Consider the following 15,660-nt stretch of genomic DNA (forward strand, 5'->3'; position numbering starts at 1 on the left):
GGTGACCGCCATGGCGAGACGACGCACTGCCGACTGGGGCATTTCGGCGCGGTCGGCGTTCGTCGCGGCCACGGTGGTCTTCGTCGCCCTCGGTATCGCCGGGGCCGGGCTCGCCGCGATTCTGTACCGCACGATGTTGTCGGGCGTCGACTCCGCGGCGGCGACCCGGGTCAGTGAGATCACCACCCAGGTCGCGGCGCGGGGGGCGGCGGGGTTGGACCCGGTGCTGCTGGCCACCGACCAGCGGATCGTGGCGGTGCAGGTGGTCGCCGGTGACGGCTCGGTGGTTCGGAGGTCCCCGTCGGCCCCCGACACGCCGCTGGTCGCGTTGGACGAGGTGGGCGACGGGATGCGCGTCGGCATGCCGGAGCCGTTCTCGCCCTTCGGCCGGATCCGCTTCAGTGCCCAGACGGTCGTCGGTCCCGACGACCGGTACACCGTCGTGGTCGGTGAGGGCACGGCGACGATCGCGTCGACGGTGTGGGCGGTGGTCGTCGCCCTGGCCATCGCCGCGCCCGTGGTGATCCTGGTGTCCGGGGTGGCCACCTACGTCCTGGTTCATCGCTCCATGCGGTCGGTGGACGACATCCGGTCCCGGGTCGCCGACATCACCACCTCCGACCTCGCCGACCGCGTTCCGGTGCCGGACAGCCGGGACGAGATCGCGGCGCTCGCGGTCACGATGAACGAGATGCTGGCCCGCATCCAGGCGGGCCACGAGGCGCAGAAACGTTTCGTCGGCGACGCGTCGCACGAGCTGCGCAGCCCCCTGACGACCATCATCTCGGCGCTGGAGGTGGTCGTGGCCCACCCGGAAGTGCTCAGTGCCGACGTGGCCGGCGACCTGGTCACCACGACGCTGATGCCCGAAGCGCTGCGCATGAAGGTCCTCATCGACGATCTGCTGTTGCTGGCCAGGGCCGACGAGCGGGGCCTGGACATCGCGCGCGAAGACGTCGACCTGGACGACCTGGTGGCCGGCCAACTGAAGCGACTGCGGCGCGAGACCGCCCTGGAGGTGCGGGGCGACCTCGAGCCGGTGCGGCTGACGGGTGATCCCGCCGCGTTGTCGAGGGCTCTGCGCAATCTGCTGGACAACGCTGCGCGGCATGCGGTGTCGCGCGTGGCGGTCTCCGTCCGGCGCGGCCCCGACGGCGTTCGGGTCGAGGTCGCCGACGACGGTCCGGGGATCCCACCCCGGGACCGCGACCGCGTCTTCGACCGCTTCGTGCGGTTGGACTCCGACAGATCGAGGGGCGCGGGCGGTTCCGGCCTCGGTCTGGCGATCGTCCGGGAGATCGTGGCGGCTCACGGCGGTCGGGTGAGCATCGGTGACGGGATCGGCACCGGAGCGTCGGTGACGGTTCAGCTGCCCTTGACGGACGAGCCCGAGCCGAGGTCCTCCGAGGCCAGCCGGTAGCCGACGCCGCGAACGGTCTCGATGGTCCTGGTGCCGAACGGGAGGTCGATCTTGCGCCGCACGTAGCCCACGTACACCTCGACGACGTTGTCGGCGCCCTCGTAGTCCGCGGCCCAGACGTTCTGCAGGATCTGGGACTTGGTGACGACGGTGTCCTTGTTGCGCAATAGGTATTCGAGCAACCCGTACTCCCGCGGGGTCAGCGAGATCGCCACGTCGCCGCGGAACACCTCGCGGCGCGACGGGTCCAGCGTCAGCGTCCCGGCCTCGAGCACGGCGGGGCGTTGCGGTGCCGCGCGCCGGACCAGGGCCCGAAGTCGGGCCACCAGCACCATGAACGAGAACGGCTTGGTCAGGTAGTCGTCGGCGCCGAGGTCGAAGGCGTCGGTCTGGTCGTATTCGCCGTCCTTGGCGGTCAGCATCAGCACCGGCGTCCAGATCCCGCGGGAACGCATGTGCCGCAACACTTCGTAACCGTTGAGGCCGGGCAGCATGATGTCGAGCACGACGACGTCGTACTCGCCTTCGGTGGCACGGGCCAGACCGTCGACCCCCGTGGCCACGGCCACCACCGTGAACCCCTCGGCGCGCAACCCGATCATCAGCGTCGACGCCAGCAGCGCTTCGTCTTCGACGACGAGGACTCTCATCTCGGGATCACCGTCCGTCCCGGAGGTACGCCCGATAGCGGTTGCGGGCCACCAGGTTCAGGCGCAGATCGTCCACCAGTGGGTCGAGGAACCGGGTGCGGTACTCACCGTCGCCGACCGATCTGGCACTGACGTACATGAACGTCAGGGCGCCCGGGAACATCGTGACGTGGATCAGCGCCTGCGGCACCGGCAACGTCATGCCGAACCAGGTGCCCTGATCGGATCCGTTGGCGGTCCACGCCGCCAGCACCGCGGGGCTGAGCACCAGAAGTCCCATCACGAAGAAGATGGCCGCGGTCACGATGGCGACCGTGGCGATCTGGGTGATCTGCGACGCCATCACGACGAAGATCACGTTGGCCCGTTCGCTCGGCCGGAGCCGGTCGCCCCGCTCCGGGTCGGGCATCGAGGCGAAGGGGGTGTCGCCAACCGGGCGGCGTCCGAATCGCGGGTGTTCCCGTCCCGCAGCACGGGTCGCGTCCTTTCGACGACGCCGGTGAAGAGGAACGCGATCGCGATGACGGCCATGAACGCGACGACCGACCACATGCGGCCGCGGTCGATCTTGGTGGCCATCGACCAGACGAAGCCGTTGAAGAAGACGAGCACCGTGAGCAGGACCACGGGCAGCGCCCTGGTGACGAGGGCGCCTGCACCCGCGAGGTGCGAACACGTGAGCCGCACGGCCCAGCCGAGTACCGAACCCACGCCCATCCCGTTCAGCACCAGGGTCAGCGCCGTGATCTGGGCGACCATGACCAGGTTGCCCAGTCGCTCGGTCCACGTCGCGTTCACCAGAACGGCGCACGCGACGGCCGCGGCGACCGACGCGGTGGCGACTGCGCGGCGCACCCGTGGATCGTCGACCCTGGACACCAGCCAGGTCACCAGCAGCACCAGCGGCACCAGCGCCGCGAGCACCGCGAGGATCAGCACCTGAGCCGGCGTCGGGTTCGCGTCCACGTCGACGTCCTGGCCACCCGCGGCGACGTCGACGACGGTGACGCAGGCCAGCGCCGTGGCGTAACCGGCCAGCGCGGGAGCCGACCGCCGCCACAGCCGGCGCCACCGTGCCCGGCGCGTCAGCACCGACGGCAGACCGCGCTGCAGGAACCACGATTCGGCCGCGACGCGGTCGGCGGCCTCGGCATCAACCACGTCGCGCCCGCCAGACCAGCAGCCCGCTCTGCACGCCGGGGGCGATGGAGATCATCGAGATGAACGTCCCCGTGAACACCGTCGTGCTGTCGGTGCCCAACACCTCCGTCACGCCCATCAGTCCCAGCGAACCGGGCACCAAGAGCCAGAAGCCCGGCAGGATCAGCGACATCGCGTCGGGGGTGCCGGGACGGCGCGCGACGATCATCGCGCAGACGGTGAGGGCGAAGCCGCCGCCGAAGCCGGCCGCGTAGGTGCCCAGCACGGCGTTGCCCGCGAGCTGGCCGAGGTAGGCGACCGTCAGCATGGCGAGCATCCAGGGCAAGAACCGCGTCGGCGGCCCGAACGACAGCATGGCGCCCACCCCGTACAGCAGGATGCCGAGCCACGGTGCCCACGGGCCGAGTCTGTCCACGTGGGCCACGCTCAGGTGGGAGTCGGAGATGCCGGCGACTTGGGCGGCGACCAGGATTCCAAAGGCCAACTGGGCCATTCTCATCAGCCCGCTCACCAGTCGGCTGGCGCCGGAAACCAGTTGGCGAGAAGATAATTCGGCGACGGCGAGGGTTATCGCCGCGCCAGGGAGAAAGGTCGCCAGCGGCGGGGCCAGCGCCCGCAGGCTGGCGTCGGCCAGGTGCAACCAGTCCACGGCGGTGAAGGCGACCAGTGACACGGTGAACGCGCACACGGTCGGAAGCAGCTGCTGGACGGCGTCGTTGTGGCGGGCCAGCTCGCACATCACCCCGACCACGGCGCCCAGCACCACCGCCATCAGCAGCGTCAGCGGGGCGGGCTGCAGGATCAGGGCGAGACCCGCACTTTGCACGGTGTACCCGATGACGCCGACCCACGCCGGAAAGCGGTTGGGCATGCGCCAGATTCGGGTCAGCTCGGCCTGGCCCTCGGCGGGGGTGACCGCCCCGGTCTGCGCCCGCTCGATGAGCGTCGCCAGCGGGAAGGTCTGGTCGAACCGCAGATCGTCGTCGGGGTGGGAGATGAAGAGCCGGCCGCCGCTGCTCGACGAACCGACCTGAACGTAGTTGGGCAGCGCCAGATACTGGGTGTCCAGACCGTACGCCCGCGAGGTCGTGACCATCGTGTTGCGCACCAACGTCACCGGATAGTTCGCCGCTGCCATCGCGGCACCGAGGGCGGCGACGAGCTGCATCACCGCGGCGTCGTCGGGTTCGCGGGGCACGGGTTAGTTGACCAACTCGGGTGCCCGGCTCGCAACCAGGGGCCTTCCCCTACGCTGAGTGCATGCAACGGATCATCGGTACCGAGGTCGAATACGGCATTTCCTCGCCGTCCGATCCGACCGCCAATCCGATTCTGACGTCCACGCAGGCCGTGCTCGCCTATGCGGCGGCTGCGGGCATCCAGCGGGCGAAGCGGACGCGGTGGGACTACGAGGTGGAATCGCCGCTGCGCGACGCGCGCGGCTTCGACCTGAGCCGCGCCAGCGGACCGCCACCGATCGTCGACGCCGACGAGGTCGGCGCCGCGAACATGATCCTGACCAACGGGGCGCGGCTGTACGTCGACCACGCCCACCCGGAGTACTCCGCTCCCGAGGTAACCGACCCGCTGGACGCCGTCATCTGGGACAAGGCGGGCGAGCGGGTGATGGAGGCCGCCGCGCGGCACGTGGCCAGCGTTCCTGGCGCGGCCAAGCTGCAGCTCTACAAGAACAACGTGGACGGCAAGGGCGCGTCGTACGGCACTCACGAGAACTACCTGATGAGTCGCCAGACCCCGTTCTCCGCAGTGATCGCCGGGCTCACGCCGTTCCTGGTGTCGCGCCAGGTGGTCACGGGGTCCGGCCGCGTCGGCATCGGCCCCGCCGGCGACGAACCCGGGTTCCAGCTCACCCAGCGCGCGGACTACATCGAGGTGGAGGTCGGCCTCGAGACCACCCTCAAGCGCGGCATCATCAACACCCGCGACGAGCCACACGCCGACGCCGACAAGTACCGCCGCCTGCACGTCATCATCGGCGATGCAAACCTCGCCGAGACGTCGACCTACCTCAAGGTGGGCACCACCTCCTTGGTGCTCGACCTCATCGAGGAGGGTCCGGCTCACGGCCTCGACCTCTCCGACCTCGCGTTGGCGCGACCCGTTCACGCCGTGCACGTCGTCAGCCGGGACCCGTCGCTGCGGGCCACCATCGCGCTGACCGACGGTCGCGAGTTGACCGCCCTTGCGCTGCAACGGATCTACCTCGACCGGGTGGCCAAGTTGGTCGACGCCCGCGATCCCGATCCGTCCGCCACGAGGGTGCTCGAGACGTGGGCGACGGTGCTGGATCTACTCGAGCGCGACCCGATGGAGTGCGCGGAGATCCTCGACTGGCCCGCCAAGCTGCGGCTCCTGGAGGGCTTCCGGCAGCGCGAGAACCTGGGCTGGTCGGCCCCGCGGCTGCACCTGGTGGACCTGCAGTACTCCGACGTCCGGCTCGACAAGGGTCTCTACAACCGACTGGTGGCGCGCGGTTCGATGAAGCGCCTGGTCACCGAGCAACAGGTCATCGACGCCGTCGACAACCCGCCCACCGACACGCGCGCGTACTTCCGTGGTGAGTGCCTGCGCAGGTTCGGCGCGGACATCGCCGCGGCCAGCTGGGATTCGGTGATCTTCGACCTCGGCGGCGACTCGCTGGTGCGAATCCCCACGCTGGAGCCGCTGCGTGGGAGCAAGGCCCACGTCGGCGCGTTGCTCGACTCGGTGGACAGCGCAGCCGAACTCGTCGCGCAGCTGACGACCTGACGAGCGGTAATCCAGACCTCGACCGGTACTGTGAAGGAACTGGCGGGGATTGACACGAGCAGGAGGCAGCGATGGCTCAGGAGCAGACCAAGCGTGGTGGTGGCGGCGGCGATGACGACGATCCCACCGGCAGCACTGCGGCTGGCCAGGAGCGTCGCGAGAAGCTCTCCGAGGAGACCGACGATCTGCTCGACGAGATCGACGACGTACTCGAAGAGAACGCGGAGGACTTCGTGCGCGCGTATGTCCAAAAGGGCGGACAGTGACCTGGCCGCATAACGATCGGCCGTCATTCCTCCAACAGAGTCTCGGGAGCGACACGTCGTCGTTCTTCGAACTGCTGCGCCGCCAAGCGCCGCATCTCCTCCCGACGGGCCGGCCGGACGGACACCTCGTGGCCGGTGACCCCACGGCGACCAACGCGGTGCCCCACGGCACCACGATCGTCGCCATCAAGTTCCCCGGGGGCGTGCTGATCGCCGGTGACCGCCGGTCGACGCAGGGCAACATCATCGCCGGCCGCGACGTGCAGAAGATTCACGTCACCGACGACTACACCGCGACCGGCATCGCCGGCACCGCCGCCATCGCCGTCGAATTCGCCCGGCTCTACGCCGTCGAACTCGAGCACTACGAGAAGGTCGAAGGCGTCGCGCTGACCTTCGCGGGCAAGGTGAACCGGCTGTCGATCATGGTGCGCGGCAACCTCGGTGCCGCCATGCAGGGCTTCGTGGCACTGCCGCTGCTGGTGGGTTACGACCTCGACGACCCCAATCCCGAGGGCGCCGGACGCATCGTGTCGTTCGACGCAGCGGGCGGCTGGAACGTCGAACTCGAGGGCTACCAGTCGGTGGGTTCGGGCTCGATCTTCGCAAAGTCGTCGATCAAGAAGCTGTACTCCCGCGTCACCGACGCCGAGTCCGCCTTGGCGGCGGCCGTCGAGGCGCTCTACGACGCGGCCGACGACGACTCGGCCACCGGCGGTCCCGATCTGGCGCGCGGCATCTACCCGACGGCGGTGATCATCGACGCCGACGGCGCGGTCGAGGTCACCAAGGAACGGATTGCCGCACTGGCCCGTGAAGTCATCGAAAGGCGTTCTCGTGACGAGTCTTTCGGCATCGATGAGGGGACGGTAGAGCTGTGAGCTTTCCGTACTTCATCTCGCCAGAGCAGGCGATGCGTGAGCGGTCCGAGCTCGCGCGCAAGGGAATCTCCCGTGGCCGCAGCGTCATCGTCCTTGCCTATTCGGGCGGGGTGCTGTTCGTCGCGGAGAACCCGTCGCGCTCGTTGCAGAAGGTCTCGGAGCTGTACGACCGGGTCGGCTTCGCCGCCGTCGGCCGGTTCAACGAGTTCGACAACCTGCGTCGTGGCGGCATCCAGTTCGCCGACACCCGTGGGTACGCCTACGACCGGCGCGACGTCACGGGCCGTCAGCTGGCCAACGTGTACGCGCAGACCCTGGGCACCATCTTCACCGAGCAGGCCAAGCCCTACGAGGTCGAGCTCTGCGTGGCCGAGGTGGCGCACTTCGGAGAGCCCAAACACCCTGAGCTGTACCGCATCACCTACGACGGTTCCATCGCCGACGAGCCGCACTTCGTCGTGATGGGCGGCACCACCGAGCCGATCATCACGGCGCTGAACGAGTCGTTCACCGAGAACGCCAGCTTGAGCGAGGCGGCAAAGATCGCCGTCGACGCGCTCAAGTCGGGCATCGCGGCGGCCGCCGCCAACGGCACCGAGTCCCGCACGCTGGGCCCGGCCACGCTGGAGATCGCCATCCTGGACGCCAGCCGTCCGCGGCGCGCATTCCGCCGCATCACGGGTTCGGCGCTGGAGGCGCTTCTTCCGGTGGAGGAGTCCTAGACGACGTCGTCGAGGTCGTCGCCCCGGCCGGTGGCGATCTCTCTGATCTTGTGCACCGAGTGGGTGGCGATGTCCATCGAACTGGACACGATGCCCTCGACGCCGGCGGAGACGTCGCCCTTGAGGATGTGACCGGCGCTGTCGACGATGTCCGCCGACCGCTCGACGGCGTTCGTGGCGATGTCCTTGACCGATTCGATCGCGTCCCGGGGGTTGAAGCCCATCAGATTCTCCTCTTCGCGCGGTGTTTGGTGCCAACCGTAGCGTCCCGAGGCAACGCCGGGGCGAATGGTCACCACGCCTGGCACGCACAACCCGTAAGCTCGACTACGTGCAGCGGCGAATCATGGGCATTGAGACCGAATTCGGTGTGACGTGCACGTTTCACGGTCACCGAAGGCTGTCTCCCGACGAAGTTGCCCGCTACCTCTTCCGGCGCGTGGTCTCGTGGGGCCGAAGCTCCAACGTGTTCCTCCGCAACGGCGCCCGTCTCTACCTCGACGTGGGGTCGCACCCGGAGTACGCGACGGCCGAGTGTGACAGCCTCATTCAGCTCGTCACCCATGACCGCGCAGGTGAGCGCGTGTTGGAGGACCTTCTGGTCGACGCCGAACAGCGGCTGGCCGACGAGGGCATCGGTGGCGACATCTACCTGTTCAAGAACAACACCGACTCCGCTGGCAACTCCTACGGCTGCCACGAGAACTACCTCATCGTCCGCGCCGGGGAGTTCTCCAGGATCTCCGACGTCCTGCTGCCCTTCCTGGTCACCCGCCAATTGATCTGCGGCGCGGGCAAAGTGCTGCAGACCCCCAAGGCGGCCACGTTCTGCCTGAGTCAGCGTGCCGAGCACATCTGGGAGGGCGTCTCCAGCGCGACCACCCGCAGCAGGCCCATCATCAACACCCGCGACGAGCCGCACGCCGACGCCGAGAAGTACCGCCGACTGCACGTCATCGTGGGCGACTCGAACATGTGCGAGGCCAGCACGATGCTAAAGGTCGGCACCGCGGCGCTGGTGCTGGAGATGATCGAGGCGGGCGTGCCCTTCCGGGACTTCTCCCTCGACAATCCGATTCGCGCCATTCGCGAGGTCAGCCACGATCTGACCGGTCGCCGCCCGGTGCGGTTGGCCGGTGGTCGGCAGGCCAGCGCGCTCGACATCCAGCGGGAGTACTACAGCCGCGCGGTCGAGCACCTTCAGACCCGGGAACCCAACGCCCAGATCGAGCAGGTGGTGGATCTCTGGGGGCGTCAGCTCGACGCCGTCGAGAGCCAGGACTTCGCGAAGGTCGACACCGAGATCGACTGGGTGATCAAGAAGAAGCTGTTCGAGCGCTACCAGGATCGCTACGACATGGAGTTGTCCGACCCCAAGATCGCGCAGCTCGACTTGGCCTACCACGACATCAAGCGCGGTCGCGGCGTGTTCGACCTGCTGCAGCGCAAGGGTCTGGCCGCGCGGATCACCACCGACGAGGACATCGACGCGGCGGTCAACGAACCGCCGCAGACCACCCGGGCCAAGCTCCGTGGTGAGTTCATCAGTGCCGCGCAGGCGGCGGGGCGGGACTTCACCGTCGACTGGGTGCACCTCAAGCTCAACGACCAGGCGCAGCGCACGGTGCTGTGCAAGGACCCGTTCCGGTCGGTCGACGAACGCGTGAAGCGCCTCATCGCGTCGATGTAGGTGGCCTCCTGCGGCACGCCTTAAGCTCGCTGGGTGGGGATCTCCAAAGTCGAGCGCTTGATGAACCTCGTCATCGCGTTGCTGTCGACCCGTTCGTTCATCACGGCCGAGCGCATCCGGGAGACCGTGTCCGGCTATGCGGACAGCCCCAGCGACGAGGCCTTCTCGCGAATGTTCGAGCGGGACAAGAACGAATTGCGTGACCTCGGAATCCCCCTGGAGACGGGGCGGGTGTCGTCGATGGACCCGACGGAGGGCTACCGAATCAACCGCGAGGCCTACGCGCTGGCCCCCGTCGAGTTGACCGCGGACGAGGCCGCCGCCGTCGCCATGGCGACTCAGCTGTGGGAGTCGCCGGAGTTGGTCACGGCTACCCAGGGCGCGTTGCTGAAGTTGCGTGCGGCCGGGGTGGACGTCGACGCGCCGGAGTCGGCGGTCGCGATCACCACCACCGCCGCGCTGCCCGGGCTGCGGGGGTCGGAGGACGTGCTGGGAATCCTGTTGGCGGCGATCGACTCCGGGCAGGCGGTTCAGTTCAAGCATCGGGCGTCGCGCGGCGAGCCGTACACCGAACGCACCGTCGAACCGTGGGGTGTCGTCACCTTCCGTGGCCGCTGGTACCTGGTGGGCCACGACCGGACCCGCGACGCCACCCGAACCTTCCGCCTCTCGCGCATCGACGCCGACGTGACGCCGATCGGCCCCCGGGACGCGGTGCGCCGGCCGGACGGCGTCGACCTGCGGCACATCGTGCATCTCGCGGTCGCCGACGCGCCGCCGAGCGCACAGGCCCGGGTCTGGGTGGCTGAGGGCCGCGGCACGGCGCTGCGGCGCCAGGCGGTCACCACCACGCCGCACGCGTTGGCGGGGCGTGCCGGTGACGAGATCGCGCTCGACGTCGGCCGAGAGGACCAGCTGGCGCGTGACGTCGCCAGCTGCGGTGCGGACGCCGTCGTCCTGGACCCGGCGTCGCTGCGCCAGAACGTCGTCGAGCGCCTCCGCGCCCACGCCGGGGTGGGGGATCGCTCGTGAGCAGCGTCTCGACGCGGCTGGTACGGCTGCTGAACATGGTTCCGTACTTCCAGGCCAACCCGAGGATCACCCGGGCCGAGGCCGCCGCCGAACTGGGGGTGACCGAATCGCAGCTCACCCAGGACCTCGACCAGTTGTGGATGTGCGGCCTGCCCGGCTACGGCCCCGGCGATCTCATCGACTTCGAATTCTCCGGCGACACCATCGACGTCACCTTCTCGGCGGGCATGGATCACCCGCTGCGCCTGACCTCTCCGGAGGCGACCGGCATCCTGGTGGCGCTGCGGGCGCTGCTCGAGGTGCCCGGCATCGTCGACCCCGAGGCCGCCCGCAGTGCGATCGCCAAGATCGAGTCCGCCGCCGGGACCGCCACCGGGGCCCGCGAGGGTGCCGACGCCGCGATCGAGGAACCCGCTCCCATCGAGAGCGGGATCGCCGCCGCGGTGCGTGGGGCGGTGCGCGACGGCCGCGCCCTGGCCATCGACTACTACTCGGCCAGCCACGACGCGCTGTCGAGCCGTGTCGTCGACCCGATCCGCGTCGTCCTTGTCGCCGATCACGCCTACCTCGAGGCGTGGTGCCGCACCGCCGAGGGCGTCCGGCTCTTCCGATTCGACCGCATCGTCGACGCGCGGGTGCTCGACGAGCGGTCCGCCCCGCCCGAACCCGCCGTGGCCGCCCGCCCGGACACCTCGCTGTTCGACGCCGACCCGTCACTGCCCGCGGCGACCCTGCTGATCGACCGGTCCGCGGCCTGGATGTTCGACTACTACCCGCTGCGGGTGGTGCGGGAGCACCCGGACGGTGCCTTCGAGGCGGCGATGACGTACGCCTCGGAGGGATGGATGGTGCGCTTCGTCCTTGGCTTCGGCTCCGCGGTGCGCATACTGGAACCACAGGCGTTGGCCGACCGGGTCCGAGAATCCGCCGCGGCGGCGCTCGAGGCGTACGAAGCCATCGTCGTCAACGAGGACGGGTAGACTCGTCCGCAACACTTGGAGGTGTCCAAATTGGGTGGTCTACAGCCGTGGCACTGGTTGATCGTCATCGCGGTGTTCGTCTTGCTGTTCGGAGCGAAGAAGCTTCCGGACGCAGCGCGGTCACTGGGCAAGTCGATGCGAATCTTCAAGTCCGAGATCAAGGAAATGCAGTCCGACGGCAAGGACGCCGAGACGCCGCCGGCGCCGGCGCCCATCACGTCGGAACGAGTTCAGCCGGAGGCCGCACCCGTGCAGTCTCCCGAGCAACGACCGGCCTGATCTCACCCTTCCCACAGCGCACCGCGAGGCTGCGCGGCTGATTGGCGTCTAGACACCCCGTGCGCACCCCTGGAATCTTCAAGCGGCTCGATCCGCGTCGTCGGCGATCGCAAGCCAATCCCGACGGCACCATGTCGCTGGTCGACCACCTGCAGGAGCTGCGCAACCGGTTGCTGATTGCGGTGGGGGCAATCCTGCTGACGACGATCTTCGGCTTCGTCTGGTACACCCACGGGTTCTTCGGCCTGCCCAGTCTCGGCGACTGGCTCCGGGCGCCCTATTGCTCACTGCCCGCGTCGTCGCGCGCCGACATTGCCCCCGACGGCCAGTGCCGTCTGCTCGCCACGGCCCCGTTCGACCAGTTCATGCTGCGGTTCAAGGTCGCGTTGACCGCCGGCGTCGTCTTGGCCTGTCCGATATGGCTGCAGCAACTGTGGGCCTTCATCACCCCTGGGCTCTACCAAAAGGAGCGCCGGTTCGCGTCGGTGTTCGTCGCCTTCGGGGCGGCGCTGTTCGTCAGCGGCGCCGTGCTGGCCTACGTCGTGCTGTCCCAGGCGCTGGCCTTCCTGCTCACCGTGGGCAGCGACGTGCAGATCACCGCGCTTAACGGTGACCAGTACTTCGGCTTCCTGATCAACCTGCTGCTGGTGTTCGGCATCAGCTTCGAGTTCCCGCTGCTGATCGTCATGTTGAACCTGGTCGGCATGCTGCCGTACGAGAAGTTGAAGTCGTGGCGGCGTGGACTGATCTTCGGCTTGTTCGTCTTCGCCGCATTCGCGACGCCCGGCTCGGATCCGTTCTCGATGCTCGCGTTGGCCCTCGCCCTGTCGCTGCTCCTCGAGTTCTCCATCCAGATCGCCCGGTTCAACGACAAGCGCAAGGCCCGCCGGGCGGCGCTCGAGGACGTCCCCGACGATCAGGCGGCCCCCATCGGCAGCGTCGAGCCCGTCGAGGTCCCCAGCGCCGTGCCTGCCCCGTCCCGCCTGGGCATCGATGACCAAGCCACCTGACCCATCGCCCGGCGCGACGCGACTCGACGACTTCACCGCGCAACTGCCGTTCTCCCTCGACCCCTTCCAGATCCGCGCCTGCAAGGCCCTCGAGAACGGCCACGGCGTCCTGGTGTGCGCACCCACCGGCGCCGGCAAGACCGTCGTGGGGGAGTTCGCGGTGCACCTTGCGCTCGCCGCGGGCCGAAAGTGCTTCTACACCACGCCAATCAAGGCGCTGAGCAATCAGAAGCACAACGACCTGGTGCAGCGTTACGGCGCCGAACGCATCGGGCTCCTGACCGGTGACCAGAACGTCAACGGCGACGCCCCGATCGTCGTGATGACCACCGAAGTGCTCCGCAACATGCTCTACGCCAACTCCGATGCGCTGCACGGCCTTTCCCATGTCGTCATGGACGAGGTGCACTTCCTGGCCGACCGGATGCGCGGCGCGGTCTGGGAGGAGGTCATCCTGCACCTCTCCGAGGACGTGCGGCTGGTCAGCCTGTCGGCGACGGTGAGCAACGCCGAGGAGTTCGGTGGCTGGATCCAGACGGTCCGCGGTGACACCACCGTCGTCGTCGACGAGCACCGACCCGTTCCGCTGTGGCAGCACATGATGGTCGGCAAGCGCGTGTTCGACCTGTTCGAGGGCTCGGAGGCCACCGGCGACCGCAGCCTGGTCGATCCCGAGTTGATCCGCCACATCTCCCATCGACGCGAGGCCGACCGGTTGTCGGACTGGCAGCCCCGCGGCCGCGGTCGACCGGGCAACCGGGGCGGCGGCCGACCCACCATCTACCGTCCGCCGTCGCGGCCCGACGTCATCGGCGTCCTCGACCACGAGGGCCTGCTGCCCGCCATCACGTTCGTGTTCTCCCGGGCCGGCTGCGACGCCGCGGTCAAGCAGTGCCTGCGTTCGTCGTTGCGACTCACCGACGAGAAGGAGCGGGCGCGCATCGCCGAGGTGATCGACCGGCGGTGCGCCGACCTCGACGACGCCGACCTGTCGGTGCTCGGCTACTACGAGTGGCGCGAAGGGCTGCTGCGCGGCATCGCCGCCCACCACGCCGGCCTGCTGCCGGTCTTCCGGCACACGGTCGAGGAGCTGTTCACCGCCGGGCTGGTCAAGGCCGTGTTCGCCACGGAGACACTCGCCTTGGGCATCAACATGCCAGCGCGGACCGTCGTGCTTGAGCGGCTGGTCAAGTTCAACGGCGAACAGCACGCCCCGCTGACACCGGGGGAGTACACCCAACTGACGGGCCGCGCCGGGCGCCGCGGCATCGACGTCGAGGGGCACGCCGTCGTGCTGTGGCACCCCGACGTCGAACCCGCCGACGTGGCGGGTCTCGCGTCGACCCGCACGTTCCCCCTACGCAGTTCGTTCGCCCCGTCGTACAACATGACGATCAACCTGACCAACCACATGGGGCCCGAGCAGGCGCACCAACTGTTGGAGCGATCGTTCGCCCAGTTCCAGGCCGACCGCTCCGTCGTCGGCCTGGTCCGCGGCGTGTCCCGCGGCGAGAAGATGATGGACGAGATCGCCGCGGAGTTCGGTGGTCGGGACGCGCCCATCCTCGCCTACGCCCGGTTGCGCGCGACGATCGCCGACCGCGAACGCGCGCAATCCCGGGCGTCGCGGGTGCAGCGCCGGCAGGCGGCCAACGACGCGCTGTCGGCGCTGCGCCGCGGTGACATCATCACCATCGGGCAGGGGCGCCGCGGAGGGCTTGCGGTGGTCCTCGAGCCGGCCGGCGATCGGGACGACCCCAGGCCGCTGGTGCTCACCGAAGACCGTTGGGCAGGCCGCATTTCGTCGACCGACTTCTCGGGGTCGTCGCTGAGGGTGGGGTCGATGACGCTGCCCAAGCGCGTCGAACACCGCCAACCTCGGGTCCGCCGGGACGTCGCATCGGCGTTGCGGTCGGCCGCGGCCGGACTGCCCGTGCCCACCGAACGGCCCAAACGTGGTCAGCCGGGCCAAGATCGGGAACACGACGTCGATCCCGAACTCGCCGGCCTACGCGAGAAGTTGAAGGCCCATCCGGCGCACCACCTCGCCGACCGTGACGAACGAGTCAGGCAGGCCGAGCGCTTCCTGCGCATCGAGCGGGACAACGCCGACATCCAAAAGAAGGTCAACGCCGCGACCAATTCGCTGGCCCGCACCTTCGACCGAATCGTGCTGCTGCTCACCGGCCGTGGGTTCATCGAGAAGACGGCAGACGGCGATCTGGTGGTCACCGACGACGGACGCCTGCTCTCGCGCATCTACAGCGAGAGCGATCTGCTGGTCGCCGAATGTCTGCGCAGCGGCACCTGGAACGGCCTCGACGCCGCCGAGTTGGCGGCGGTGGTGTCCGCGGTGCTGTTCGAGTCGCGGGGCGACACGCCGGGCGGGTCAGCGGTCGTCGACGGCGCGACGCCCGGCATGCGGCGGGCGCTGTCGCAGACGCGCCGGTCGTGGGCGGAGATTCGCGCCGAGGAGCAGCAGCACCGGCTCCCGGCGAGTCGCGAGCCGGACGTCGGTTTCGTGGCCGCGATGCACCGCTGGGCGACCACGGGCGACCTGTCGGCGTCGTTGGCGGCATCCGACGCCTCGGGCGGCGGATCTCCGTTGTCGGCAGGCGATTTCGTGCGGTGGTGTCGCCAGGTCCTCGATCTGCTCGACCAGGTGCGAAATGCCGCCCCGACACCCGCGTTGCGGGCGTCGGCGAAACGCGCGATCGGCGCGATTCGGCGCGGCGTCGTGGCTGTTGACGCGGGGTAGGGTGTGGCCAACGTTTCGATTTTGACTGCAGATGGAACCAAG

General features: G+C 69.0%; 14 protein-coding genes and 1 pseudogene. 11 read left to right on the forward strand and 4 right to left on the reverse strand.

Annotated elements, in window-relative coordinates; translation table 11 throughout:
• The first annotated feature begins 10 nt into the window (after window positions 1-10).
• Window positions 11-1,420, forward strand: coding sequence for a HAMP domain-containing sensor histidine kinase (locus H7J06_RS17150; RefSeq protein WP_264040272.1), 1,410 nt, complete (start codon window positions 11-13; stop codon window positions 1,418-1,420).
• Here H7J06_RS17150 and H7J06_RS17155 read toward each other — a convergent pair.
• The 3 genes and pseudogenes from H7J06_RS17155 to H7J06_RS17165 form a co-directional block, all read right to left on the reverse strand.
• Window positions 1,366-2,070 (reverse strand): response regulator transcription factor, encoded by a 705-nt coding sequence (locus H7J06_RS17155; protein WP_264040191.1) that lies wholly within the window; start codon window positions 2,068-2,070, stop codon window positions 1,366-1,368. The two genes, H7J06_RS17150 and H7J06_RS17155, sit on opposite strands and share 55 nt — an antisense overlap.
• 7 nt (window positions 2,071-2,077) lie before the next feature.
• Window positions 2,078-3,231: pseudogene (locus tag H7J06_RS17160) on the reverse strand (hypothetical protein).
• Window positions 3,224-4,429 carry a threonine/serine exporter family protein gene (locus H7J06_RS17165; protein WP_264040192.1) on the reverse strand — a complete coding sequence of 402 codons (1,206 nt, stop codon included), beginning with the start codon at window positions 4,427-4,429 and terminating at the stop codon, window positions 3,224-3,226. Before H7J06_RS17165 ends, H7J06_RS17160 begins: the two are co-directional and overlap by 8 nt.
• Before the next feature lie 62 nt (window positions 4,430-4,491).
• Between H7J06_RS17165 and dop the strand changes: the two genes are divergently transcribed.
• From dop to prcA, 4 genes are all read left to right on the forward strand, one after another.
• Window positions 4,492-6,000 (forward strand): depupylase/deamidase Dop, encoded by a 1,509-nt coding sequence (dop, locus tag H7J06_RS17170; protein WP_264040193.1) that lies wholly within the window; start codon window positions 4,492-4,494, stop codon window positions 5,998-6,000.
• 71 nt (window positions 6,001-6,071) lie between these two features.
• Complete coding sequence (locus H7J06_RS17175) at window positions 6,072-6,266, forward strand: ubiquitin-like protein Pup (RefSeq protein WP_149483522.1); 195 nt, start codon at window positions 6,072-6,074, stop codon at window positions 6,264-6,266.
• A complete protein-coding gene (gene prcB / locus H7J06_RS17180) occupies window positions 6,263-7,147 on the forward strand; it encodes a proteasome subunit beta (RefSeq protein ID WP_264040195.1) in 885 nt (294 codons plus the stop codon). Before H7J06_RS17175 ends, prcB begins: the two co-directional genes overlap by 4 nt.
• Entirely contained in the window at window positions 7,144-7,869 is a 726-nt protein-coding gene (gene prcA, locus H7J06_RS17185) for a proteasome subunit alpha (RefSeq protein ID WP_264040196.1), read from the forward strand. The genes prcB and prcA overlap by 4 nt, the downstream gene beginning before the upstream one ends.
• Here the strand turns inward: prcA and H7J06_RS17190 are convergent.
• The gene (locus H7J06_RS17190; RefSeq protein ID WP_264040197.1) at window positions 7,866-8,093 is read right to left on the reverse strand and encodes an Rv1893 family protein; all 228 of its coding nucleotides are present in this window, start codon (window positions 8,091-8,093) and stop codon (window positions 7,866-7,868) included. The genes prcA and H7J06_RS17190 overlap by 4 nt on opposite strands.
• Before the next feature lie 107 nt (window positions 8,094-8,200).
• On the opposite strand from H7J06_RS17190, the gene pafA reads away from it, so the two are divergent.
• Genes pafA through H7J06_RS17220 form a run of 6 tightly spaced genes read left to right on the forward strand, consistent with a single transcriptional unit; the run spans window position 8,201 to window position 15,618 of the window.
• The gene (gene pafA, locus H7J06_RS17195) at window positions 8,201-9,559 is read left to right on the forward strand and encodes a Pup--protein ligase (protein ID WP_264040198.1); all 1,359 of its coding nucleotides are present in this window, start codon (window positions 8,201-8,203) and stop codon (window positions 9,557-9,559) included.
• A 33-nt stretch (window positions 9,560-9,592) separates the two neighbouring features.
• Window positions 9,593-10,591, forward strand: coding sequence for a helix-turn-helix transcriptional regulator (locus H7J06_RS17200; protein ID WP_264040200.1), 999 nt, complete (start codon window positions 9,593-9,595; stop codon window positions 10,589-10,591).
• Window positions 10,588-11,571: a helix-turn-helix transcriptional regulator gene (locus H7J06_RS17205; protein WP_264040201.1), complete on the forward strand. Its 984-nt coding sequence runs from the start codon at window positions 10,588-10,590 to the stop codon at window positions 11,569-11,571. Before H7J06_RS17200 ends, H7J06_RS17205 begins: the two co-directional genes overlap by 4 nt.
• A 30-nt stretch (window positions 11,572-11,601) precedes the next feature.
• Window positions 11,602-11,850, forward strand: coding sequence for a Sec-independent protein translocase subunit TatA (gene tatA, locus H7J06_RS17210; protein WP_264040202.1), 249 nt, complete (start codon window positions 11,602-11,604; stop codon window positions 11,848-11,850).
• 59 nt (window positions 11,851-11,909) lie between these two features.
• Window positions 11,910-12,860 carry a twin-arginine translocase subunit TatC gene (gene tatC, locus H7J06_RS17215; RefSeq protein WP_264040203.1) on the forward strand — a complete coding sequence of 317 codons (951 nt, stop codon included), beginning with the start codon at window positions 11,910-11,912 and terminating at the stop codon, window positions 12,858-12,860.
• A complete protein-coding gene (locus H7J06_RS17220; RefSeq protein ID WP_264040204.1) occupies window positions 12,844-15,618 on the forward strand; it encodes a DEAD/DEAH box helicase in 2,775 nt (924 codons plus the stop codon). The genes tatC and H7J06_RS17220 overlap by 17 nt, the downstream gene beginning before the upstream one ends.
• Window positions 15,619-15,660 lie beyond the last annotated feature (42 nt).

Origin of the sequence: Mycolicibacterium hodleri (assembly GCF_025822245.1) — a bacterium.
Lineage (GTDB): Bacteria > Actinomycetota > Actinomycetes > Mycobacteriales > Mycobacteriaceae > Mycobacterium > Mycobacterium hodleri.

Excerpts from the sequence above, each read along its gene's own strand:
- H7J06_RS17150 (WP_264040272.1), top strand. The coding sequence starts at position 11 with ATGGCGAGACGACGCACTGCCGACTGGGGCATTTCGGCGCGGTCGGCG.
- H7J06_RS17155 (WP_264040191.1), bottom strand. The coding sequence starts at position 2,070 with ATGAGAGTCCTCGTCGTCGAAGACGAAGCGCTGCTGGCGTCGACGCTG.
- dop (WP_264040193.1), top strand. The coding sequence starts at position 4,492 with ATGCAACGGATCATCGGTACCGAGGTCGAATACGGCATTTCCTCGCCG.
- H7J06_RS17175 (WP_149483522.1), top strand. The coding sequence starts at position 6,072 with ATGGCTCAGGAGCAGACCAAGCGTGGTGGTGGCGGCGGCGATGACGAC.
- H7J06_RS17190 (WP_264040197.1), bottom strand. The coding sequence starts at position 8,093 with ATGGGCTTCAACCCCCGGGACGCGATCGAATCGGTCAAGGACATCGCC.
- H7J06_RS17220 (WP_264040204.1), top strand. The coding sequence starts at position 12,844 with ATGACCAAGCCACCTGACCCATCGCCCGGCGCGACGCGACTCGACGAC.